The 23,347-nt window shown below is 38.2% G+C and carries 23 protein-coding genes and 4 tRNA genes; 1 reads left to right on the plus strand and 26 read right to left on the minus strand.

Annotated features, from left to right (window positions below):
• Positions 1-14 precede the first annotated feature (14 nt).
• The 16 genes from WC631_02040 to gatC form a co-directional block, all read right to left on the minus strand.
• Complete coding sequence (locus tag WC631_02040; GenBank protein ID MFA6227233.1) at positions 15-941, minus strand: permease-like cell division protein FtsX; 927 nt, start codon at positions 939-941, stop codon at positions 15-17.
• A 10-nt stretch (positions 942-951) separates the two neighbouring features.
• Entirely contained in the window at positions 952-1,632 is a 681-nt protein-coding gene (gene ftsE / locus WC631_02045; GenBank protein MFA6227234.1) for a cell division ATP-binding protein FtsE, read from the minus strand.
• Positions 1,633-1,734: 102 nt separating this feature from the next.
• Complete coding sequence (locus WC631_02050; GenBank protein MFA6227235.1) at positions 1,735-2,610, minus strand: PCRF domain-containing protein; 876 nt, start codon at positions 2,608-2,610, stop codon at positions 1,735-1,737.
• Between the two features lie 673 nt (positions 2,611-3,283).
• Positions 3,284-3,356: transfer RNA gene (locus tag WC631_02055), tRNA-Thr, on the minus strand.
• A 183-nt stretch (positions 3,357-3,539) separates the two neighbouring features.
• Positions 3,540-3,612 (minus strand) — tRNA-Thr (locus WC631_02060).
• Positions 3,613-3,704: 92 nt separating this feature from the next.
• On the minus strand, positions 3,705-3,902 hold the full coding sequence (locus WC631_02065) for a hypothetical protein (protein MFA6227236.1): 198 nt from the start codon (positions 3,900-3,902) through the stop codon (positions 3,705-3,707).
• 336 nt (positions 3,903-4,238) lie between these two features.
• Positions 4,239-5,567, minus strand: a complete 1,329-nt coding sequence (locus WC631_02070) for a glycosyltransferase (GenBank protein MFA6227237.1) — start codon at positions 5,565-5,567, stop codon at positions 4,239-4,241.
• Entirely contained in the window at positions 5,554-7,920 is a 2,367-nt protein-coding gene (locus WC631_02075; protein ID MFA6227238.1) for an HAD-IC family P-type ATPase, read from the minus strand. Before WC631_02075 ends, WC631_02070 begins: the two co-directional genes overlap by 14 nt.
• A 5-nt stretch (positions 7,921-7,925) precedes the next feature.
• On the minus strand, positions 7,926-8,675 hold the full coding sequence (locus WC631_02080; GenBank protein MFA6227239.1) for a glycosyltransferase family A protein: 750 nt from the start codon (positions 8,673-8,675) through the stop codon (positions 7,926-7,928).
• Positions 8,676-8,907: 232 nt separating this feature from the next.
• A complete protein-coding gene (locus tag WC631_02085; GenBank protein MFA6227240.1) occupies positions 8,908-10,014 on the minus strand; it encodes a hypothetical protein in 1,107 nt (368 codons plus the stop codon).
• A 553-nt stretch (positions 10,015-10,567) separates the two neighbouring features.
• Positions 10,568-11,245 (minus strand): LAGLIDADG family homing endonuclease, encoded by a 678-nt coding sequence (locus WC631_02090; GenBank protein ID MFA6227241.1) that lies wholly within the window; start codon positions 11,243-11,245, stop codon positions 10,568-10,570.
• 81 nt (positions 11,246-11,326) lie between these two features.
• Positions 11,327-11,397, minus strand: a tRNA-Met gene (locus WC631_02095).
• A gap of 450 nt (positions 11,398-11,847) precedes the next feature.
• Positions 11,848-11,921, minus strand: a tRNA-Met gene (locus WC631_02100).
• Between the two features lie 60 nt (positions 11,922-11,981).
• Positions 11,982-12,623 (minus strand): hypothetical protein, encoded by a 642-nt coding sequence (locus tag WC631_02105; GenBank protein MFA6227242.1) that lies wholly within the window; start codon positions 12,621-12,623, stop codon positions 11,982-11,984.
• A gap of 35 nt (positions 12,624-12,658) precedes the next feature.
• Positions 12,659-14,086: an Asp-tRNA(Asn)/Glu-tRNA(Gln) amidotransferase subunit GatA gene (gene gatA, locus WC631_02110; GenBank protein MFA6227243.1), complete on the minus strand. Its 1,428-nt coding sequence runs from the start codon at positions 14,084-14,086 to the stop codon at positions 12,659-12,661.
• Between the two features lie 36 nt (positions 14,087-14,122).
• The gene (gene gatC, locus WC631_02115; GenBank protein ID MFA6227244.1) at positions 14,123-14,407 is read right to left on the minus strand and encodes an Asp-tRNA(Asn)/Glu-tRNA(Gln) amidotransferase subunit GatC; all 285 of its coding nucleotides are present in this window, start codon (positions 14,405-14,407) and stop codon (positions 14,123-14,125) included.
• A gap of 90 nt (positions 14,408-14,497) precedes the next feature.
• On the opposite strand from gatC, the gene WC631_02120 reads away from it, so the two are divergent.
• Positions 14,498-14,740 carry a hypothetical protein gene (locus WC631_02120; protein MFA6227245.1) on the plus strand — a complete coding sequence of 81 codons (243 nt, stop codon included), beginning with the start codon at positions 14,498-14,500 and terminating at the stop codon, positions 14,738-14,740.
• Positions 14,741-14,771: 31 nt separating this feature from the next.
• Here WC631_02120 and ligA read toward each other — a convergent pair whose 3' ends face one another.
• The 10 genes from ligA to WC631_02170 all read right to left on the minus strand — a co-directional run bounded on the left by ligA (position 14,772) and on the right by WC631_02170 (position 23,335).
• Positions 14,772-16,883: an NAD-dependent DNA ligase LigA gene (gene ligA, locus WC631_02125; GenBank protein MFA6227246.1), complete on the minus strand. Its 2,112-nt coding sequence runs from the start codon at positions 16,881-16,883 to the stop codon at positions 14,772-14,774.
• Position 16,884: 1 nt separating this feature from the next.
• Entirely contained in the window at positions 16,885-17,430 is a 546-nt protein-coding gene (locus tag WC631_02130) for a hypothetical protein (protein ID MFA6227247.1), read from the minus strand.
• Position 17,431: 1 nt separating this feature from the next.
• Positions 17,432-18,004 (minus strand): prepilin-type N-terminal cleavage/methylation domain-containing protein, encoded by a 573-nt coding sequence (locus WC631_02135; GenBank protein MFA6227248.1) that lies wholly within the window; start codon positions 18,002-18,004, stop codon positions 17,432-17,434.
• Between the two features lie 23 nt (positions 18,005-18,027).
• Positions 18,028-18,693 carry a type II secretion system protein gene (locus WC631_02140; protein ID MFA6227249.1) on the minus strand — a complete coding sequence of 222 codons (666 nt, stop codon included), beginning with the start codon at positions 18,691-18,693 and terminating at the stop codon, positions 18,028-18,030.
• Positions 18,683-19,333, minus strand: coding sequence for a type II secretion system protein (locus WC631_02145; protein ID MFA6227250.1), 651 nt, complete (start codon positions 19,331-19,333; stop codon positions 18,683-18,685). The genes WC631_02140 and WC631_02145 overlap by 11 nt, the downstream gene beginning before the upstream one ends.
• Entirely contained in the window at positions 19,334-20,134 is an 801-nt protein-coding gene (locus WC631_02150) for a prepilin peptidase (GenBank protein ID MFA6227251.1), read from the minus strand.
• A 4-nt stretch (positions 20,135-20,138) separates the two neighbouring features.
• Complete coding sequence (locus WC631_02155; GenBank protein ID MFA6227252.1) at positions 20,139-20,672, minus strand: type II secretion system protein; 534 nt, start codon at positions 20,670-20,672, stop codon at positions 20,139-20,141.
• Positions 20,673-20,813: 141 nt separating this feature from the next.
• Positions 20,814-21,257, minus strand: coding sequence for a type II secretion system protein (locus tag WC631_02160; GenBank protein MFA6227253.1), 444 nt, complete (start codon positions 21,255-21,257; stop codon positions 20,814-20,816).
• A gap of 80 nt (positions 21,258-21,337) precedes the next feature.
• The gene (locus WC631_02165) at positions 21,338-21,811 is read right to left on the minus strand and encodes a type II secretion system protein (GenBank protein MFA6227254.1); all 474 of its coding nucleotides are present in this window, start codon (positions 21,809-21,811) and stop codon (positions 21,338-21,340) included.
• A gap of 315 nt (positions 21,812-22,126) precedes the next feature.
• Entirely contained in the window at positions 22,127-23,335 is a 1,209-nt protein-coding gene (locus WC631_02170; GenBank protein ID MFA6227255.1) for a type II secretion system F family protein, read from the minus strand.
• Between the last annotated feature and the right edge of the window lie 12 nt (positions 23,336-23,347).

Here is a 23,347-nt window from a genome sequence, read left to right on the forward strand (position 1 = left end):
CTAGATAACCCTTATTATTCTCTCAAATACTTCCTCACTGCTAAGTAACTTGCGATAGAACCGAAGACGACACCGGAACCAAGAATGGAAAAAACTATCCAAAGTAAGTTGCTAATGTAATATTGGAAAATATTGAAACCGGCAAAATATTGCGAATACGAATGATTCATCCAGAAAGTCGCAAGAGCAAAGAAGAGAAGTATAACAATAGCTGATATCACCCCACAAAGTATACCACTTACCATAAACGGCCCCTTCACATATCTACTCGATGCACCAACAAGTCTCATCACAGATATTTCATCTTTTGCCATAAAGATGGTGAGACGGATAGTGTTGAATGTAATAAGTATTGAAATTATTATAAATATAATAGCAAGCCAAATCCCGATAATATTTGCCGAAGAGATAATACTGGAAAGACGGTCTATCACTATTTTATTTTGCTGATAATTTACTTTATCTATTATGTTGTGTCCGTCTTTAGAAAGAACACTGCTCCCCTTCAAAAATTCTGCTATACCTTCGTATTGAGAAGGGTCTTTGGCTTTTATGTTGAGCACCGCCCCAAGAGGATTCTCTCCCAACTCATTTAGAGCCTGTAATGTAAGTTCGTCCGCCTTATGTTTCTCTTTAAAGTTTGCAAGAGCGTCGTCTTTCGACAGATAAATGACATTCTCTACCTCTGGTAATGCCTCGAGAGACTTTTGTATTGAAAGAATGTCGGGTTCAGTAGTATTTAAAACAAAATAGACATTTACATCCACTTTGGCTTTTATATTATCCAAGGTGTATTTGAAAAAACCACCGAGAAGTATCATGGAAGAGATAATGAACAGAGTAATGGTCATTACGAGAAGAGAAGAAAGTGTAACAAAACCATTTCTAAAAAAATTGATTATACCTGATCTAAAAACTCTTTTTATATTAATCCAAAGCATATCTTTAGTATTATAACACGTATCTGCCTGTGGGATCATCTCTGACTATTCTCCCTTTGTCCATACTAATAACTCTTTTACCAAGAGAATCTATCACACCCTTATTGTGCGTAGTAAGTATCACAGTAGTACCAAGATCATTTATCTTTTTAAGAATTTGGATAATTTCGTGGGTATTAAGCGGATCCAGATTGCCTGTCGGTTCATCTGCAACAATAATATCCGGCTGATTTACTATAGCTCTTGCTATCGCCACTCTCTGCTTTTCCCCACCAGAAAGTTCGTCTGGAAAATTGAATGCTTTTTTACCGAGATCAACAAGTTCAAGTACGTGAGGAACGTCTTGAGATATCTCGTCATCTGTCCTGCTTGAGGCTTCCATTGCAAAAGCTACATTTTCATAAACGGTTTTATTTGGCAAAAGCCTGTAATCTTGGAAAACAGTACCTATCTTTCTTCTAAAATGATGAATCTCGTCTTTTTTCATCTTATGGATATTCAGAGATCCAAAAAAAACAGAACCTCTGGATGGCTTATCCTCGGCTATGAGCATTTTCAGAAGGGTGGTTTTACCTGCACCAGAGTGGCCTACAATAGAAACAAATTCTTTTGGTGCTATCGACAAAGTAACCTCCTCAAGAGCGACGGAATCATCGGCATATATTTTTGAAACTTTATCAAAAACTATCATTTCGCCTTCTATTATACCATAATCCAAAATAAGGCAAAGAAAGTGTCTGAATTGCTTCGCCGCGCTCGCAATAATAGATAGCGAGCGATTATATACTATAAATTAACCGAGCTTTCTCTCCGCCTCTATAAATTCATCTAATTCGCCATTCAAAACTTTATCAATATTTCCCGTTTCAATACCGGTACGATGATCTTTTATCATTTTATACGGATGAAAAACATAAGAACGAATCTGATTCCCCCACTCTATTGCTGTGGTTTTGCTCACATAAAGCCCCTTTTCTTTCGCTTTCTTTTCCTCTTCTCTCTTGGTAAAGAGTTTGCCTGCCAAAATCTGCATAGCTTTTTCTTTATTCTGCGCCTGTGAACGCTCACTTGTCGTCCTTACAGAAATCCCAGTCGGCACATGGACTATTCTCACAGCAGTTTCCCTTTTATTTACATTTTGTCCACCTGGACCTCCGGCTTTTGAAATCTCGATTTTCAACTCGCTATCCGGGATTTGCATTTTACTGATTTCTTCTAGCTTCGGCACGACTTCGACAAGTGAGAAAGATGTTTGTCGTAAACTTTTCGCATTGAAAGGAGAGAGTCGGACAAGCCTGTGAACTCCAGATTCGCCCTTAAGCTCACCGTACACACCAGAGCCAGAAATCTCTAAGGTTATATTTCTATATCCACCATGATCATTTTCACTTTCATCAAGGATCTTATAAGACCAATTTTTCTTATCACAAAATTTACAATACATTTCAAAAAGAATTCTGGAGAAGTCTTCTGCATCGTCTCCACCAGCACCAGAAAAAATAGTCATAATAGCATCGCCTTTATCATATTTATCTTTACCGGCAACTTCGGATTTTAAATCGGAAATTTCTTTGAGCACCGCTTGTGCCTTCACTTTATCATTCCAAAAGTCGGCTGATAGCATCAGTGTTTCTAATTCCAGTATCTTTTTGAGCTTTTCTTCAGACATCTTCAAATTAAGTATAACAATAAAAAAGCCACCTGGGGAGTGTTTTTCAGGATTGTCCCGAAAGGGTTCAGGAGCAAACGCTCCTTACAATCCTGGCTTTTGCGTTTCACATTATTCACGCTCCCCAAGTGAGCTCAAAAAAGATATCATATTCCAATAAAAAATGCCACTCCCAACATGCGAAGTGGCAAAAATCGGTCGCTTGCAAGCAAGCTCTCCAGCCATTAGCCGTTTAATTTCCGTCCATCCGATAAAGGAGGAGTGCGGTATAGAGCAAGGAACCACCAACAGGAGCTCCCTTATATTCAGAGCGGAACGAGGCTTACAGGCAAGCAACCGAAAAAGAACAGGTAGAGTGAGCCGGAAACAAACAGTATGGATTGGAGACTGGTGGCACCAAACACATGAATACGCCGGTCATCCGCAGTAATAACGCATGGTCTCGCGAAACCCAAATGGACAGTTCGTTATACACAAGCTCACTCTGTAAGCAATATAATATATATTATTAAAAATGCAAATCTTGGAGCCAAGGGCGAGGATCGAAACTTACAGTTTCAGTCCCCTTTGTGGTTTTTTTATTCGCATAAGAATGCTCTAAAAAATGCTCACAAAGGCTTCGATCCTCGCACGAAAGCTCTCCCAGAGCTTTCTCTGTCTCAAACTTCGTTTGAGCCAAGGGCGAGGATCGAACTCGCGACCTGCGGTTTACGATACCGCCGCTCTACCAACTGAGCTACCTTGGCTTATATTTACCGGAGCCGTTGACCAGGATCGCTCGCAACTCAAAATCTTTCCGTCGAAAAATTTTTGTCTGGGCACCGGCTCATAAAATTTTCTGCAGAAAATTTTTGACTCCGCCGTTCGCTCCTGGACGCAAGCAAAACCCTTTGCTTGCTTAAACGACTCATCCTCACTTCGTTCATCTGAGCCGTTGACCAGGATCGAACTGGTGACCTCGTCATTACCAATGACGTGCTCTACCAACTGAGCTACAACGGCATAGCATAAAGATAACCTATTTGTTGGCTTTTTTCAATCAAAAAACCGCACGCAAAAGCGCACGGTTTCTTCTTTACCTCATACCAGAGAATTTAAAACTGAGGAATCATCTGTGGTAATTGAGGTAAAAATACCCCAGCAGAAAGCGAGTCCTTACCAAAATGTAAGGCTGTCTGCAGAATATCAAAGAACGACAGGAGGGTATTTTCTAGTGCATGATATATTTCAGGCACCAGAAAGCGTAACATGATAATCGCCAGACCAAGTCCGATAACTCGCAAGATTTTCATAACTTTATGAAAATTACGAGAAGGGTTTCTTTTATTTCGTCCGACTTTGACGAAATTGGCCGGCTAATTACCAGACCGCCCCTCCCCTCCTGAGACCTGTTAAAACAAGTCGCAAAGGGAGAGAGGTGTCTTTCTCAGATATTCAATTATCAATGTCCTTTCTTACATTAGTATTATAGCATATATGCTATAACCTGCAACCAGAGAAAGAAGTGTCTCTTTAAATATTTCTAACCTAAATCTATAAATAGTAGCCGAGCTGTTTTACTAGCTTAGCTATTTTACCCGAATTATCTCATCACAAGTTTAAGACCGATGCGGTGTCCGAAACAAAAATTATAGACCTTTTTCTATGGGTTCTATCCTATAAAACGGCCATAAGGTAAAAAGGATAATATTAGCGAGAATAAAGATTACAACCCAGGCCCATAGACTAGACCTTGCATAACCAGCCAAGATTCCACCAATGACGAGAGCGGAACCACAGACACCGAGAATGTCTATGAGTATTTTCCTCTTCAAAATATGGTCGTGTTCTATATTTCCAAGTAATAATGTATATTTTATGGAAGAGACGGCAAAAATCAACAAGGTAAAAAATATAAAATAAGGAACAGCGCGAACGTTTATTGCCATAGCGACATATAGAGAGACTAGGACCAGATCTAAAATACTGTGTACCAAGCTATAAGGTGGCGTTATGCGAGAAAAACACCTGATGGAAAAGAAGGTATTAAAAAGAAAAACAATATAAAATATGGCAAGCGGTATTGCTTTGTGCCAATCAAAAGATTCAAATACCCAGGTAATAATAAAAGCTAAGGCAAAAATAGAGCTGACAATCCAAGCTTTTAATTCAGCCCCTTTTCTAACGTTGTCTTCTATAGTGTCTGATCTTTTCTCTAATCCTATACGATGATCTTCATAACCATTAGTAAACGGTTTCTTGAAAAGGGCTTGCCAAACAAAATTTAATCCATAAATCAGATTCGTTTTTACAATCCCCTCTTTCTGAAACCGACGACTGGAAGAATAAATAAAAAAGTCCATCTTAAATACAACCTTTCCGAATTCACTGAGCCTTCTTGATATATTTGTGTCTTCTCCATAAAACTCAATATTTTTATCAAATCCACCCATCTTTAATAGAGCCTCTTTCTTTGCGACAAAATTTCCCCCCAAAATCAAATAACCTGCTAGGTGGTATGCGATAGGGGCATTGAGCCACCAAATAATATGCAAAAAGAAATTGTTTATAATAGAACCATCATAATACCTGTATGGCCCGCTCAAACTGACAGCCTTAGGGTGTTTAGCAAAAAATGTCTCCGCAGTTTTATACCATGCCGGTTGAAGTCTTGTGTCTGCATCAATATAGGCCAAAAAATCACCAGTAGCTACTTCTAGCCCCTTTTGTCTCGCTTTGGTTAGACCCTTGTCTGGTTCATCGACTACTTTCACTCCAGAAACTTTCTCGGCCAATTCTTTCGTGCGGTCGGTACTGCCATTATTGATAACGATTATTTCGTGAAATTTACCGTCTGAATATTTTATTGCTTTTTCTAAACAATCAATAATAGAATCCTCCTCATTGTAGGCCGGTATGATCAAGCTGATTTTAAATTTTTTATTTTGTGACGTCATCTTATTACTACTTATTACCATACTCTTTTTTCAAAACAAAATACTTTGCCAGTCTATACTGGGAATAGACGAGAAAACAAAGAGCGACGGAAATAATTGAAATATTTGAGACAGAAAAGCTTGGAATAAGATTTGTCGTATCAAAAAAAGTTGCGATAATGGGCATCTTAAGAACAAAAAGGAATAAGACAACCTCTATCAAAGCAAGAGAAAGTATTTGTAACTTTTGCATTTTAGATATTATACCCCTGTATACATACGGAGTAAATGCAAAGAAGGTAAAACCTGAAATTATATAAGCAATAATTACTAAAAGATTTGACTCCGCTAATTTCATATATATGGGGCTTATAATAAAGATTATCGCGATAAAAATAGTCTGAATAATTGAAGAGGAGACAGCGAACGGTAAAATATTTTTAAGAAAAGGTACAGTGCTTTGCGAATCAATTCTGCCCGAAGGCATGATTGTCCAATAAGAGATTAGTATACCCGGAATCCCCACGGTGAAATAATTGATGAGGGTAATATTGAGTGGGGTAAGCGGAAATGCATATCCAAACAGACTTACAAAAATAAATAAAAAGAAACCAACAAAAGTTAAGTTAAGAAAAATACTGGAGAATATCTCTACATTTCTAATAATGCTGTCGGCTAGTGTCACTCCACCCGGCATTGCAGTAAAACTATTATTTGTAAGTACAATGGCCGCGAGTTGCCTTGTGGCTGGCGCCCCATCAAACATCGCTATGCCAAGATCCGCCTTTTTGATAGCAAGGGCGTCGTTGGCCCCGTCCCCCACCATTGCTGTAAAACCGTCTTTCTTAAATGCTTCAACTATTTTTTCTTTTTGTTCAGGAATAATTCTAGCAAAGATAGTATAAGAGCCAACTTTTTCTTCAAACTCGCTTCTACTCCATTCTTCCATCTCTTTACCGGTAATAATATTGTCAGGATTTTTTACTCCTGCCAAAGCAGCCACCGCACACACCGTTTCTGGATTATCTCCAGAAATAATCCTTATGTGCACACCCCTTTCCTGAAAAAAATTAATAGTGTGCTTAATACCTCCTCTAAGATTATTATAAAAAACATAAACCGCCACAATTGAGAACTCGACCTTAGACAAATCATGGGGTATATTCACACCTTTGACCTTCATAACACACCAGACGTGTTTACCATCGTGGGCTTCTTTATCAAGAAAATCTTGAAGCCATTTTTTTTCTACAATATTTGATATGTGTGGTAGAAAAACATCCGGTGCGCCACCAAAGACAATTAAATCTTCACTCTCTTTTTTTATAGAAACAGCACCATATCTTCGCCAAGAAGAAAACGACAAGGAATCGACAACGTCGCCTCTATATTTAATTCCTATAAACTTTTTAACTGCATTTAAGGTTTGAGAAGAGTCGCCTGTCCCCTGAATATATGCCATGGTTAGATCTTGCGCAGATTCTATACTAACTTCAGGCGGTACGTATATGTCTTCAACTACTAATGTATTTTCGGTCAATGTACCTGTCTTATCCATACAGAGATTTTTTATACGACCGAGTTTCTCTGTAGCATTTACCTCTTGTAATAAGACATGTCTTCGGAAAAGACGTGCTGCTCCATACGCAAAAAAAAGAGTAGTAGCGAAAAATAATCCCACGGGCATAAGTGCACTGGTAAGAGCCCCGATATTTTTTATAATTCTAATTGCCGGCTCGTGTATTAGAAAGCCTCGAATAATCACAAAACCAAGAACAACGGCGAGAATGTATCCACAATATTTAATAAACAAATTGATGGAACTTTGAATAGGGCTTAGTCTTATAGAATATTTTTTTATGCCTTCTGTCATCCTAGTAATACGGCTTTCGTGAAATGCTGATTCGATCCTGATCACACCGGATCCGGCAGTAACTACACTACCTGCCAATAGATAATCGCTGACAGTCTTGGAAATAGAATCGGATTCTCCGGTTATAAGCCCCTCATTTATTTCAAAACTATGCGCTTTTATAAGGACACTATCACAGGGGACTTGATCGCCTATTTTTAATTTGATTAAATCACTCTTTTTAATATGATCTGCCAAGATAGATTCTTCGGTTTGATCTTTATTTATACGAATAACATGTGGAGCGGTCAAAAGCTGAAGTCTTTCAAGCTGAACCCAAGCATTGATGTCTTGTATAAGTCCAAAGAAGATATTGAGCAAAGTAATACATCCTAGAAATAGAGCGGATCGTGTGTCGCCGAAAATAGAGAGGAGGATAACAACTACAAAGATAATGCCGTTAGTAAATAAAAAGACATTGCGAGATATGATGTATAATAGCTCGTGCGTCTTTAATCTATATTTTTCTAAAATCTGACGCATATTGATTATCGAGTGACTTTATAGACGGCTTTCTTCTGCAAAAAATGAGGTAGGTTTGCTACGATTGTCCATTGAAAGAATATTTTCCACCAACCGACTTGCTCAAAACGCCTAATAGAAGTATGAACGTCGGAGGTTTTAAAAAAGAAAAATTTCCCAAATCGTCGAGCCTCTTTAATGATCTTTAAATCCTCTCCCATCTCTAAAGATTCATCGTATTTTATATTGCCAAGGAGAGAGCTTTTTATAATCTGTATAGAATAAGAGACTTTAAATAATTTGTGGCAAATGTCCCAAAAGACAAACCATCTTTTTGCCGTCTTCGTTTCTGGGAGCGGTTCAAGAGATGTTGTCCCGACAACAAAGTTTTTGTCTTGATGTCTCTGCAAGGAAATATTTAAATCTCTTAAAAATCCACTCTTCAAAAGAGTGTCAGCATCAAGGAAAATAGTCCAATCACTATCTCGCCTGATTTTTCTTATACCAAAATTCCTCGCGGAAGAGACCCCTTTAATAGGAGAAGAAAAAACCTCAATATTTTGTCCTTTGTTTTTCCCAGCAACTTCGTAAGTTTTATCATTGGAACCGTTCTCTATTACAAAGACTTCAAATCTTTCTGCTGGATAATCAAGGTCTCTTATGTTTGTAAGTGTTTCTGTAATATATTTTTCTTCATTGTGCGCGGGAATAATAATTGAAAAAAATAGTTGCTTTTGTTCCATATGAATTAAGTATTTATCCTTGTATTTTATCATATTTGAATAAACCCGTCTTTCTTGCTGGCCACGCAAAGAAAATAGCCCTTTTGGGGCTTTTTTGCGCGGCCTAGTGGACGACATCAGAACTGGATTTGAGAGGAGAAATGATGTTACCGTGTATATTCCAGCACTTTACCCCACGGTGTGATTCACTATATATTTAAAATTTAAGGAAAAAATACTTTTATTATTTTAATCTTTCAACTCGGAAACCTTTTTCTGGAGAATATTAAATATCAATTCCAAGTAGATTTAATGTCTCCTTTACTGAATAAAACTGCGCCTCAGACATTGCCACTCTGCCTTTTTGACCTGTTAGAAAACTTTTGACCGCCTTTCCTATTTCAGGGTCTAATTCATCTATTTTTTGTACTAGTTCTCTGGCTTGATTATCGGAAACTGATCCAAACTCTGACATATAAAAGCCTTTAGATATTTTTTTACCCAAAAGATCATCCCCTCGATAATATTTATCAGCTACTTCGGATAACGCTTTTATTGCCTCTGGTGTTGGTTCTGTTAAGAAATAGACTGTGACTGCATCATGTCGAGACATTGCCTCGGTTTCAACTCCCGGTTCCCCAAATTTATAATTTGCATCTATAATTCCTCTTTTTATCAAAGAATCTAAATCTCGGACAGCATCTTCTGTAACTGTAATATTTAAACTACCCCTAGTGACTGTTTTTCTTTCTTTTGACGTAAAATTTCCTCTAAATACCCAATTACCCTCTTCTTTACGTGGAAGAGAATCATCTGCTGTCGCCAAATTCCAAGCCTTTTCATAATTTGGATCGAAAGTATATTCAGCTTTTCTTTTTTGAGAGTATGATTCTTTAAGAACATACTCTGTAATTTTTTCCCTCGAACCGCTTCGCCTCATTTCCTGAAAAAGTTTTTGTAATCCTAAATATGTTGCTACTCTATCTTTATCTCCCTTAAGTTTTTCTAATGCTTTTTGTGAAAACTCATCAAACTTTTCTAACAGTTTTTCCTCACCATTTTTTTTAGCACTTATCTGTTCTGGTAAAGTATCTAAACCAAGTTCTTGCCTAACTCTATTTAAATCCCCCTGTCTCTTATTTTCACTTTCTTCAGCTTTTATTCTTTCCTGCTCATCATTTTCCTCTCTGACCGAAGGACTTTCTTCACCATCGGCAACAACTTCTACGGTTTCTTTCTTTTCTGGATGCATTTTATTCCAAGCCGCCTCCATTTCAGCTTTATAATCCGCCACTGATTGACCTACACGAATTGCCCAACTATCCTTAAAAAGCTCTTTTTCTATTTCTAACTTTTCTTGCTCGGTAACCTGTGGCGGTTTTTCTGCATTCATAATTATATTATAACAAACTCCTCTATACTTAAAAGCCTATCGAAGTAGAACCAAAAAATCCATATGGTTAATGGATTAAATGGTAAAACTTTCAACTGCGCGGCCGACCGGAATCTTTCCCTCGACTAAAAGCTCGTCGCCACTCGCTTTTGTCTGGGCACCGGCTCACTATTTTTTCTGCTGAAAAAATATAGCTCCGCCGTTCAAGTCCTTAAAATGCTGTGCATTTTATCGGCCGTCGAAAAAACCCCTTTCGGGGCTTTTTTGCGCGGCCGACCGGACTTGAACCGGCGACCTCTCGCGTGCACTAATTCCAATATTTTCATATCGGCGTGGACTATATCTTCGCCGTTGCTTATCTTACGATAAGTTTAGGTGCTCCGGTATCTAGTCTCTACGGCGCCCCCCCACTTATTCATAAGTGGGGGGTTCCCACGGTATTCGCATATCTCTAAATGAGATTTAGCCTCCACCGTTATCCCAGAGAGTTTCAATCTATCTTTCGATAGAAAGCTGCACGTACGTCTACAGGCGAGCGCTCTAACCAGCTGAGCTACGACCGCGTATTTATGAATTTCTCGAAAACGACAGTCTTTCTTCTCAAGAATAAACCATCTTTTTTAAGATCTATACCATTATACATAAAATAAAATAATTTCAAAGTGTCTTTAGTGCTAAAGGAAAGGCGACAATAATTCTCCTTGTTTTTTATAATCGATCCCCCAGAAAGACCAGCTTCATTTAATTTACTTTTTAAATTTAATAAAAACTCGACGGAACATGAGGTAAAGGAAGAAAAAATAACCAGATCAGGCTTGGGACGTTCTTTATGTAAAAAACCCATCCAAACATTGCCATCACCATCAAAATAACCCCTAACAAAATGTGAAAAATATTTTTGGGGAACATTTGGTATGGATAGACTTTTGGTTTTATTTTCTCTATAGCCCAAACCTCTTAAATCTTCACACATTTCTAAACTTCCTATTTGCAATCTATATAAATTTTTATTATTTCCTTTCCCAACTCTCTCCCCTATTTTATGTTCAGCCGAAATACAATCTCTAATCTTATAGATTAAATCTTTGTCGGTGATTTGTATCGACCAAAAATTAGCACCTCTCTTATTGAGAGTTATGTAGCCATCTGCTGCGAAGAACCCTAATACGTAGGACATATCTTTTGTCCACTTCTTGAAAAAGTCTTTATTTACTCTTTTATAAATCGGCACTTATATATTATATCATGTGACAGGAATATATACTAACCTATAGATAAAAAATATTGGGTGTGTCGATTAAAATTTAATTTGTGTCGATGGATGGAATCGAACCATCGTTTGAGGCTTATGAGTCCCCCGTTCTACCATTGAACTACACCGACATTCTTCTAGTGCAGAGACAATATAACATTTTTTTCAGGAAAGACAAATGTGTCTATTCTCCAAAATAGTTTTTAAGCTGCTTATTTAAATACTTCCTACCAGAACCGCCTTTTAGAAATTTCTCTCTACCGATGGCATCTGTCTGACATAAATATGACTCATAATATATTAACTTCCAGTGGCCTCCCAATTTTGTTAACCTGGATCCTTTACCAGATAAATGATCTCTTATTCTTTGTCTTAAATTGGAAGAATATCTAATATATAGTTTTCCATCATCAATATTTTCTAGTACATAAACATAATACATTAATCTATTGTCGCGCAAAATAAAATTTTAATCAAATTTTATCGCCCGACTCACGAAAAATACGCTACGCTCTCTCGTGGTTTACCACGAGATAAATAAGAGCCGTGTTCCCGAGAACACGGCTCTTATTTATTTTTCGTGGTTGCGGGGGCACGATTTGCACGTGCGTCTCAAGGTTATGAGCCTTGCGAATTACTGCTACTCTACCCCGCTGTCTTGCATACTACAAGAAAATAGGCTAAAAATCAAGTATTTAAAATACTGATAGAAATATTAGATCATCTCAAACTCATCAAAAACCTTTTTATACAAGCCAACAACCCTTCTCGCCTCTCTCTCTGTTATAAGGAAATCTGATCCCTCGTGTGCTATCGCATTTCTTATTTTATGAGCTTCCCACGCTTCCTCTATGGTATCGAAATCACTTCTCTCTACTGCTTTAAGACGTTCTCCAATACTTTCCCCTGGTAATTGTAAAACTTCTAGAAGTTCAGAAAGCATTATGTCCGCCTCTAGAATTGCCAGTTTCCAATCTGCTTGATTAAGGGAATCAATATGTCTCTGAACAAGTTCCCATTTAGGATTGACTCTAATCTTTTCATCTCCTATAGTCTTCTCTTTTCCTTCTACTGGTAATATCTTACGTATAACTCTTTCTCTTATATCCCAGTATCTTCTGAAATATATTGTTACTAATATCGCAAGAGCAATAGAAACAAAAATTGAAAATACAATATATTGGGCGAGGAAATTTACTGCATAATATGGTAAATTGTGCCAAAAAGAAATAATTCCATCATGCCACCTAGCTGCGATACTGGTTGCACCATCTGCACCACCTACAAAAAACTCGTATATGACACGAAATATCCAAAACGGATCAAGTGAGTGAAATGCATCCAACTGATTAAACATGACAATATTATATCAAAAAATCTAGTAAAAACTATCTACTCCCCTAATAAATCCTTACCCGCAGAAAATAGTGTTTCCTCATCTCCGTGTTTTGCTATAAACTGCACACCAAGCGGGAGTTTCTTCCCATCCACTTCTTTAAATCCTGCCGGAAGAGAAATCGCCGGCACTCCAGCCAAGTTTATCGGCACAGTAAAAATATCTTCAAGATACATTTGGAGTGGATCATCTACTTTCTCACCGATTTTAAACGCAGGGCCGGGAGTCGTCGGTGTAGCGATAATATCCACTTTTTCAAAAGCTTTTTTATAATCTTCCCTTATCATATCTCGCACAATATTTGCCTTATTGTAATATGCGTCATAATATCCTGATGAAAGCACATATGTTCCAAGAATTATTCTCCTCTTCACCTCCCTGCCAAGCCCCGCTTGCCGAGAGAGAAAATAATCTTCTATGCCGTCTTTGCCAGAAACTCTTTTGCCAAAACGCATACCGTCAAAACGCGCCATATTTGAAGAGACTTCCGCCGGGACGATGACATAATAAACCGCAAGAGCATATTTTAGCATCGGTAATTCTATATCTACCACATTATGTCCGAGCTTTTTCATCTTTTCCAAAGATGCTTCAAAATTTTCAATGACGCTCTTGTCAATCCCCCCTTTGTCAAGGAAAGATCTCGGCACTCCGATAGTTAATTTTCCTTGCCCGAGCAAATTCTTATTTGCTTTAGGGTTGTCTGGAATCGTGGTGCTATCCATCTTATCCTGCCCTTTTATTACATTAAAAATGATTTCTACATCTTCCACTGTTTTTCCAAATGGACCAATCTGATCAAGTGAAGATCCCATAGCCATCACGCCATATCTTGAGACAGCTCCATATGTCGGCTTCAAACCCACAAGCCCACAAAAGCTCGCTGGCTGGCGAATAGAGCCACCAGTATCAGAACCAAGAGCCACAAGTGCCTCATCTCCCGCCACAGATGATGCAGAACCTCCCGAAGAGCCTCCCGGAACACGGCTTAAATCATAAGGATTTTTGGTCGGACCATAAGCAGAATTCTCTGTGGATCCTCCCATAGCGAATTCATCCATATTTGTCCTACCGATAAACACCACACCTTCTTTCTTTAGCCTTTCTATAACAGTAGCATCATAGGTCGCTGTATAATTCTCCAAAATCTTTGAAGCCGAAGATGCTTTCCTGCCCTTTATTAAAATATTATCTTTTATAGAAAATGGAATACCTGTGAGCATTGTCGCCTTGCCGGATTTTATTATTTTGTCCGACGCTTTTGCCTGCTCCAAGACATCATCATAGACTTCAAGATATGCATGTATATCGCCATCTTTTTTCTTTATCTCGTCAAGATATGATTTCGCCAAATCTACAGCTGTAAAGTCCCCCTTCGTGAGGGCTTCATGGGCTTTTTTTATTGTTAAATTTTTTAAATCCATTTTCTTTATAAACTTTATAGACTTTTGACTTTATAACTACAATATCTTCTTAACTTTCAAATAATTCCCTTGCGAAGCGGGCATCTCTTTTACAAGTACATCTGTATTTACACCGCTTTCTGTTGAATTTGAATCTTCTCGCATAACATTTCTAAGATCGCCGACTTTGGGACCACCCTCCACTTTTGAGGTCACTTCTTTAAGCTGTGCAACGTATCCCAAAATCGGATCCACTTCTTTCAAAAGTTTCTGTTTTTCTTCATTCGTAAGTTCTATCCTTGCCAATTTGGCTAATTTTTCAATATCCTTAATCTCTAACATATAGAAAATATAACATTTTTACGTATCAATAAGAAGTCATTGACAAAAAATATTATCGTGATAGCCTTGAGAAAGAATTGATATGAAAGGATGGTGATTAAGATGACAGGAAAAGAGGTTTTCTTTGTGAAAGGTGGGTTTATTTTCACTGGATTCCGCCTGCCCGACGAAATGGATGGGGGCAATATTAGAGTCGTGGTGTTGAGTGATGCGACAGTAAGGGCAACGAGCACTAACGGGGAGTTGGGAGTCAAAGGACATGTAAGGATCAGGCACTGTGAAATTGTGGCTCAAAACGAACCAAATCCAAAACCGACAAGCGTAAAGAATTAAACACCTCCGAACACACAGATCTGGCAGAGAATCACTCTGCCAGATTTTTCCTTATTAACTCCAGAAATTCAATTTCAGACAATACTTTCACCCCTAATTTCTCTGCCTTCTCAAGTTTTGATCCAGCACTTTCCCCTGCTACCACATAGGTAGTCTTTGAAGAAACGGATTCGGAAATATCGCCACCAAGGGCACGGATTTTTTCTTTTGCGAAGTCGCGGGACATTGTGGAGAGGGTGCCAGTCAAAACAAAAATCTCTCCTTTTAATTTTTTGTTTTGACTGCCCCGAGCCATGTCGAGGGGCTCTATCTTTATATTTTTGAGCAATCTGTCTGTAAGCTTGGCATTATCTTTATTTTGAAACCAATCAAAAACAGACTTCCCTACCACATCTCCCACGCCATTTATTTGTTGTAATTCCTCCACCTTCGCATTTCTTATCTTATCCAAATTTCCAAAATGATTTGCAAGGTCTATCGCCGTCTCCTCGCCTACTTGTGGTATTGAAAGTGAAACGATGAATCTCGCAAGTGAAACTTTTCTCGCACCTCCTATCGAAGCAAGCAGATTATCTACCGACTTTTCACCAAATCTGGGCAAGGCTAGCAAATCACCCTTTTTTAAAGTAAAAATATCGTCAAAATTGCTTATTAAATTATTTTCCAAAAGCGCGTCTATGATTTTCGGCCCGCAACCGTCCATATTGAAAGCTTTTTTTGAAACAAAATGATAAAATTTCCTTTTTTGTTGGGCAAAAGAATTTGTATTCACGCATCTCCAAGCAGATTGACCAGGGATTCTCTCTATCGCCCCATCACCTCCGCAAGCATCTAGTTTTTTCGGAAAAATATAGGGTTTCTCTTTTCCTGTTCGCAAATCTTTTAATACTTCCACAATATCAGGGATTACATCTCCGGCTTTTTGAAGTATCACTGTATCACCGATTCTCACATCAAGTCTTTTTATTTCATCTTCATTGTGAAGCGTCGCCCTTGAGACAGTAGAACCAGCCACAAGCACAGCTCGTAAATGCGCCACGGGGGTTATCACCCCTGTTCTGCCTACTTGCAAGACGATATCCTCCACGACGGTTGTAACCTGCTCTGCAGGGAATTTATAAGCAATGCCCCAGCGAGGAGATTTGCCGGTATAGCCAAGCGTTTCTTGTATTTTCCTTGAATTTACTTTTATAACAATTCCGTCCAGGCCATAATCAAGCCTGTCTTTTTCTTTTGACCATTTTTTATAAAACTTTTCCACCCCATCCAAAGAATCAAAGACTTGATGATATGGATTTGTCTTGAAGCCGAGATTTTCTATAAGTTTCAATTCACCATCTTGCGTTTCTGGGAACTCGCCACGAGATGGTACTCCATTTTTCGTGGTTTCTTCTGGATTGCCACGCTCTACTCGCAATGACAGAAGGGAAAGTTTGTCGATATCATAAATAAAAGAACTCAATCTCCTGCTAGCGGCGACTTTCGGATCAAGCTGGCGTATAGACCCTGCCGCAGCATTCCTAGTATTTGCAAAAAGTTGCTCCCCACTCTTTTTTCTCCCTTCATTTATCCTCCCAAGCTCTTTCTTTGAAAGCCAACACTCACCAACCACCGTAATATCTAAAGACTCCGGCAAGATAAGCGGTATACTCTTTATGGTTTTAAGATTTTGCGTCACATCTTCACCGATTTCCCCATCTCCCCTCGTAGCTCCTCTCGTCAAGGTTCCACCTTGATAAGTGAGTATGATTTTTAGGCCGTCTATTTTAAGTTCACAACAGTATTCCACTTTTTCACCTTTCAGACTCGGCTCTTTCGCTATCATCCTCCGCACTTTTTCATCCCATTTCTTGAGTTCGTTAAAATCAAAGCAGTCATCAAAAGACCACTGTCTCACTTCATGCTTCACTTTCTTAAATTCATCGAGTGGCTTGTCCCCCACCCTTTGTGTCGGGCTTGTGGGCGACTTTATTTCGAGGAATCTCTCCTCCAGATTCTCGATTTCTCGCATTAGAGAATCATACGCCTCATCCGTAATCTCTGGGCTGTCTTTGACATGATAAAGATAACGATGGCGATCCACCGTCTCTATCAATTTCTCATATCTCTCGATTATGTCTTTTGGGATATTATTCTTCGTCATTTTAGTATGTCTGCGAAATACCTCTTTCGAGACGTCTTCCTGAAGCACTAACATTGTGTCCGTAAGCGGTAATAGTCGTCTCTATATTGTGAGTAGCTGGATTATATGTTTTAGAGACAATAACATCAGCTTCTGGATCTAATTCTCCATCGTATTTAATAAATGGTTGTGTACTAGTGCTACTTGTATAAGTAATGTTTCCTGGACCGGAACGTGACTGCGACAAGTGCAGTCCGTCAACTAGAACACCATTACACATAATATTGCCGAGAGACGGTGATGTCTTTGTGCAATCATCTTTTGTATCTAAACATGCCGGAAAAGCGCCCTTTTTAACATCCCAATAAAGAGCACACTCTCTGGCGCTATCTGCTGCATAAAATGCAATTTGAGATTCTCTTGCTGCCGTGGAAATCGTAAGTTCTTTAAAAGATATACTAAAGATAGAAATACCGATAGTTAAGAGAAGACTCGCAGTAAGCACAGCAAAAAGCATAGCAAAACCAGTTTTATTATTTAATATTTTTCTCTCTTTTACTTCTCTCATTTTATAAATTTTCCCAATAATCATATATATAATTCTGCAAAACTACCGAATTGTACTCAACACCATTTGTAGATGGCCATCTCACAGTAACTGCGACCAAGGCTTCATTATTGTCTGGAGATAAGGTAATTTCTACGATCCTGCTAAATTTAGATACAATATTCGAAGTATAATCATAATATAATAAGTTACCATTTGAATCTCTGTTAATCTTTAAAAGCCCTGTTGGATTTTCTTTTGTAACCCCAATCGGAACAGGTTTGATCGTGTCTATCTTACAACCACCATCTTCCTTATAACATTGGCTTAGTACCCCGAGCCAATCTGTTTGAATAAGACCACCGGGATCGTCTGCAGAATTTTTATTTAATCCCACATAGTCTCTCACATTCTTTATGTATTCCAAAGCATCTTGGGCTAAAAATGTTGCTGTCATCTGATCCTTAGAATAAACTGCCGATGCAAGACCTCTTTGGGCAATTGCCATAGGACTCGTAACAGCGACCATGAGAATAGAGATAGCTACAAGTGCCTCTACTAGTGTGAATCCGTTTATTTTATTTTTACTATTCATTCGTATCATTTGAATATTTGTATTTAAAATTCTCTTGCTCTTTGCGAGACGGTCGTCTGCAAAGAGAAGGTTGCTTTTGTCGCTTCTTTTGTACCAGCAACACCCTCTATCGTTATCAAAACTCTCGGCTGAATTTTATCATTTCTCTCCGCCCCCAATACATAGAATTTCATACTTGTAATATCCAGAACAGGTGTTGGGGCTGTAAGACTTTGCCAGTTATTAATACAGTCTGAATCTGTAATCTGAGATATGTCTTCTGTCGTTGTAATAGAGCATCTCTGTATATTCCCCTCTCCACTACTGATCAGCTCCGGAGTTGTAGCGACATATTTGTAAAGCACAACCGTCCTACCATCACTAGATAGATATTTAATTTCTTCTTGTCCTGAATTGCATACATTGGAACTATTTGTCCAACCAGAGATGTCGTTACAATAATATCTCGTCCCAATTCTCATGTTTTTCGAAATACTTTCTATAGCCAGATTTACATTATTTATAACAGTCTTTATTGCCTGAGATTTTCTATTTGCGTCCACAATAGAAACAAGGGAGCCGACAGCGACCGTCATGACTATCATAAAGACGGCTATAGCGACAAGCATTTCTACCAAGGTAAACCCTGCACGTATTCTCATCTTGCATTTATTCTCAATCACTCTTAATTGTTTGTCTTTATTTAACATATATCTGCCCTGTATTTGTTACAACCACACTTCTCTTTGAATTTCCATCAGCTGAAGAGACTGTTATTTTAGCATAACCTAATGAAGTAAAAGTGTCCTCACCGACAAATATTTTGGCATCTGGTTCTGGTCTCTTAAATAAAATCCTAAGTGAGTCTATTTGCCCGCCTATAATTTGTTGGTCGCAGGCGGTTTCATTGGCACCGGTACAAAAAGAGACGATGTGATCACCCCTCTTTAAAGCATATCTATTTACACACTCTGAATCAGTAGTGGGACAAGACATATCTTTACTGTTATACAAGAAATCTCCCTTACTATTTTGTCCACCAATCGTATCCGAAAACATAAGATAGTGAGTTGAGTCTGAAGCACTAAAATATACACCGTAGGGATTAAAACTTCCTTGCCCGTTTAACAAGATATGTTCTTTAACATTGACACCATAGGCCTGTGCTTGGCGGATAGTTATAGCCATATCGTATGCTAGATTTGTCAAAAGGACGCTATTATCAAATTTATTTTGACTAAACATTACAATACCAGTCGTAACTGCAAAAATAGAAAGTGTAATCAATAGTTCTACAAGGGTAAAACCTTTATTTAGGAAGATTTTTCTTTTTTGTAAAAGACTTTTCATTTAAAAAATATTCAACAAATAACTAATCTGCAATACACCCCAACCAGTAAAAAATTCTATAAAAAGTCCGAGGATTATAAAAGGTGCAAACGGTACCTCACTCTTTATTGTAAGGCCTAAATGAGATAAATTCAACTTCTGCAAAAAAATGAGTAAAATGCTGACTATAGCCCCTATCCAGAAAGCAAGCATAATCGCCATAATCCCTGAAGAAAGTCCAAGAAGCCAGCCGACCCCAAGAGCAAGCTTAGCATCACCAAAACCCATCCATTTACCTGAAGAGATAAGCCATAGAAAAGCAAAGAAAGCAAAGAGAATTGGTCCTGCTAATAAATCAAGTAAAAAATGATTACTGAACGTGTTTAAGAAACCGAATCTTGTGAAAAGAAGTACAAGCGCCACCATATCAAAAGTAAAAACCATACCATCTGGGATTATCTTATGTTTAAAGTCGTAAATAGAGATAACCACAAGTAGACCGGCTAGAAAAAGATAGAAAGGCAAAAGCATTGTAAAACCCACTTTCCAAAGAATCATAACAAATATAAACCCAGTTATCGTCTCAATTAAAGGATATTGTATTGATATTTTACTCTTACATCCATAACATTTGCCTTTTAAAACTAGGAAGCTCAAAATCGGTACTAACTCATACCAAAGAAGTCCTTTGCCACAAGAGAAACATTTTGATCTTCCTGAAATATATGAGAGGCCGGTATTATACCTCAAAGCAAAGACGTTCAGAAAACTTCCGACGATTGTACCAAAAACAAAAAATATAATTAAATATAGAACACTCACTTTTTTATTGGGGAGTTACATCATATACAAGTGGGCTAGATGACGCATTAACATATACATCATGATAATATTGATTAGTAACTTTTGTTGTGCATGGAGAAGTCGTATTTAAGCCTGAAGAATCAAAACCCTTCTTTGAATCTAGAGCACTTATCTTAGTTTCAAGTGTGGTCCAAAGGTGATAAGAGGCACAAGCCGAGCCCCCGATAGGCAAATAATGATACCCACCCAAAGGATCGCTTGTGGGTGATACTATTTTAGACGGGAGGGATTCAGGAACAAGATATGTCAACATATCTGTACCAATAGGATCGCCTTCCTCTATCCAAAGCTTCTGTGGATATGTTCTGTGTTTATTAAAATATACTTCAAGTGCCAACTGAATACTACTCATATCTGAAACCCTTTGTTGATCTCTGTTCTGCGCTTTTGAACTACTTAGAGATGTATAAACGATTGTTGTGAGAAAAGCCATGATACCTATAACAATAACAATCTCAACCAAAGTGAACCCTCTTGATTTAGTAAAAGTCTTCATACGTTAATTATATAATTTTTTAGACAAAAATAAAAGGTGTTCACCTTATAATATCCTCCTCGGCTAGGATGAGAAATACAGCTTTATCTTTCCTCTCACTTTATGTCTTTAATAAAACCCCAGAGGGGAGGTCTTAAAGTATCATCTGATACAGGATGTACCGTTAAAACCGTAATAATCTGATGATGATTCTCCACTAAAACCATCACTATCTACACACCAATGATCTCCAGTATTTATAGGACTATTCAATGGAGCACTCACAGCCCAAAGACCAGAGCCATTTGAAACACAATAAACTAATTTCCCCTTGGATCTTTCCGCTGTAGCAGATATCTGTCTTTGAATTACTGCATCACTAGAAAAAGAAGACGGGCTAGAACCGCAAGAAACAACCCCACTAATAATTGATGGTAATGTATTCACTATCAAAGATTGTTTTACAATATTATTCATATTTGACTTAACAGCGGCATCATCTCCTCTTTTCTTCGCACTATCGAGTGCCGTCATAACCACCGCAGACAAAAGACCAATAATAGCAATGACCACAAGAAGCTCTATTAGGGTAAAACCTTTCCTCATATGCACGATATTATATCAAAATAATTGGATAAAACAAAACCCCTTGTCGGGGTCTTGTAATAAATCAAACTAAACTGATTTTATTGACAAACAGTGGCGCTTGCTCCCAAAGCAGTTGCTTTAGTAATAGCATTACCAGCGCTATCTACACAAAACATTGATGGGGTGCCGGCGGTACTAGCCTTTAGTGGGACTTCTGCTGCCCAAGCACTTCCGTTGGCTGCCACGTGACATGTGGCTAGAATACCAGAACCAGCTGTAGCTAATATTACATTCGTCGCTGCTGTTATGCCGCTAGCTGTTTTAGCACCGTCAATCTGACTCTCAATAGATTTGGTAGTAGCCAAATCCGTGTCACAAACACCAGAATATGAACTTGTATTACTATCATAGTATAGCTCGGCCTGTGCTCTTGCATTGGCCAAGTTTGACTTAATAGCTGCATCAGATCCTTTTGATCTTGCAGAATTCAAAGAAGCTAAGACGACCGATGAAAGAATACCAATGATGGCAATGACCACCAAAAGCTCGATCAATGTAAAACCTTTCTTCATAATTTTAATTTTTAACGTTAAAAATCAACTAACTAATAAACGGCTTGCGTCTTCAGTTTTTACTTTCCCGCTTGCTCAAGGCAGAAATGTTTGATTGAAGACAAAATCTCTCGAGAGATTCAAGCTTGCCACCCAATTATACCACCTTTGTTTGCAAAAGAAACAGGTCTGAGGGATGTTGATAACTTCGTAGTCTTTTAATAGCGAGCGAGACAAGTGCTTTTGAAAATCATTTCACAGCGCGACGGCGCGAGAATAGCAGATTTCCAGCAGGAAATCATGCGCGGTTTTCAAAAGCACTTGCCGAGCGAGCTTCTAAACCCCCGACGAAATATTGTAAATAGGAATAAGGACAGATGCCAAAAGGAATGCCACGCCCAAGCCAAGTAGGACTATCATCGCTGGCTCTATAAGGCTTACAATTGAATCTATAGAGTTTGTAACTTCCCTTCTATAAAAAGCCGCGAGAGTTTTCAAAATATTACCAAGCTGACCTGTTTCTTCTCCGATCTTTACCATTTGTACGAAAATCCCAGGAATCTCCTCGTGTTTAGCCATTGCATCTGACACAGAACTACCACCTTTTACATCTTCAACTGTCTTCTGGAGCAACTTTTCATATATTTTATTATCTACGACAGAAGAAGTAAGATCTAGACCTCTTACCATTGGAATTCCAGACAAAAGCATGGTGTTCATATTGTCTGCAATTCTTGAAAGATACAGTTTATTATAAAGATTCTTAATGAAAGGTGTTTTTATCTTGGCATCGTCGAGCGAGATTCTACCGTTTTCGGTGCGTAAGTATCTCCAGAGGAAGAATCCTCCGATTATAATTGCTATTAAGAAAAATATTCCATAATTTACAAAGAAATCTGACAAACCAATAACGATTTTAGTATATATCGGCACCGCTTGGCCAGAGTCTTTTAAAATAGTGCTGATTTTTGGAATTACAACTGTAAGCATAAGCATCATAACAGCCACGAAAGTAAAGATAACGAAAGCGGGATAAATAAGTGCTGTTTTTACCTTCGAAGTTACCTCGTATGTTCTGTCTAAGTAATCGGCCAAATACAAGAATGTTTGATCGAGCTTACCAGACTCCTCCCCGGCCTTCACCATATTTACATAGAAAGGAGAAAATGCATCTGGATGTTTGTTCAATGCTCCTGAGATTGTACTCCCAGACTGTAAATCATCCACGACTTCTTTAATCTTTCTTCGTAATGTCGGATTATCGGACTGCATCGCAAGAAGTTGAAATATTCTAAGGGCAGGTACTTGTGCCTCAAAGAGAGTGGCCATTTGTCTTGAGAGAATAACAATATCTTTATTGGAAACTCTTTCAAAAAAAGATATATTCCTCTCAAAAAAAGAACCCTCTTCCTCTGGTGCAATAGATAGTATAGTAAGACCCCTTTTTTGAAGAGCACTTATAGCAATCTCCATATTCACGGCGTCTATTGTTCCATCTTTTGGTGTCGCCCCTGGTATATCAACTGTTTTGTATTTGAAAATCATTTATTTTAAATA

It is taken from the genome of Candidatus Paceibacterota bacterium, assembly GCA_041663045.1.
GTDB lineage: Bacteria > Patescibacteriota > Minisyncoccia > Phycocordibacterales > GWA1-40-21 > Bog-1340.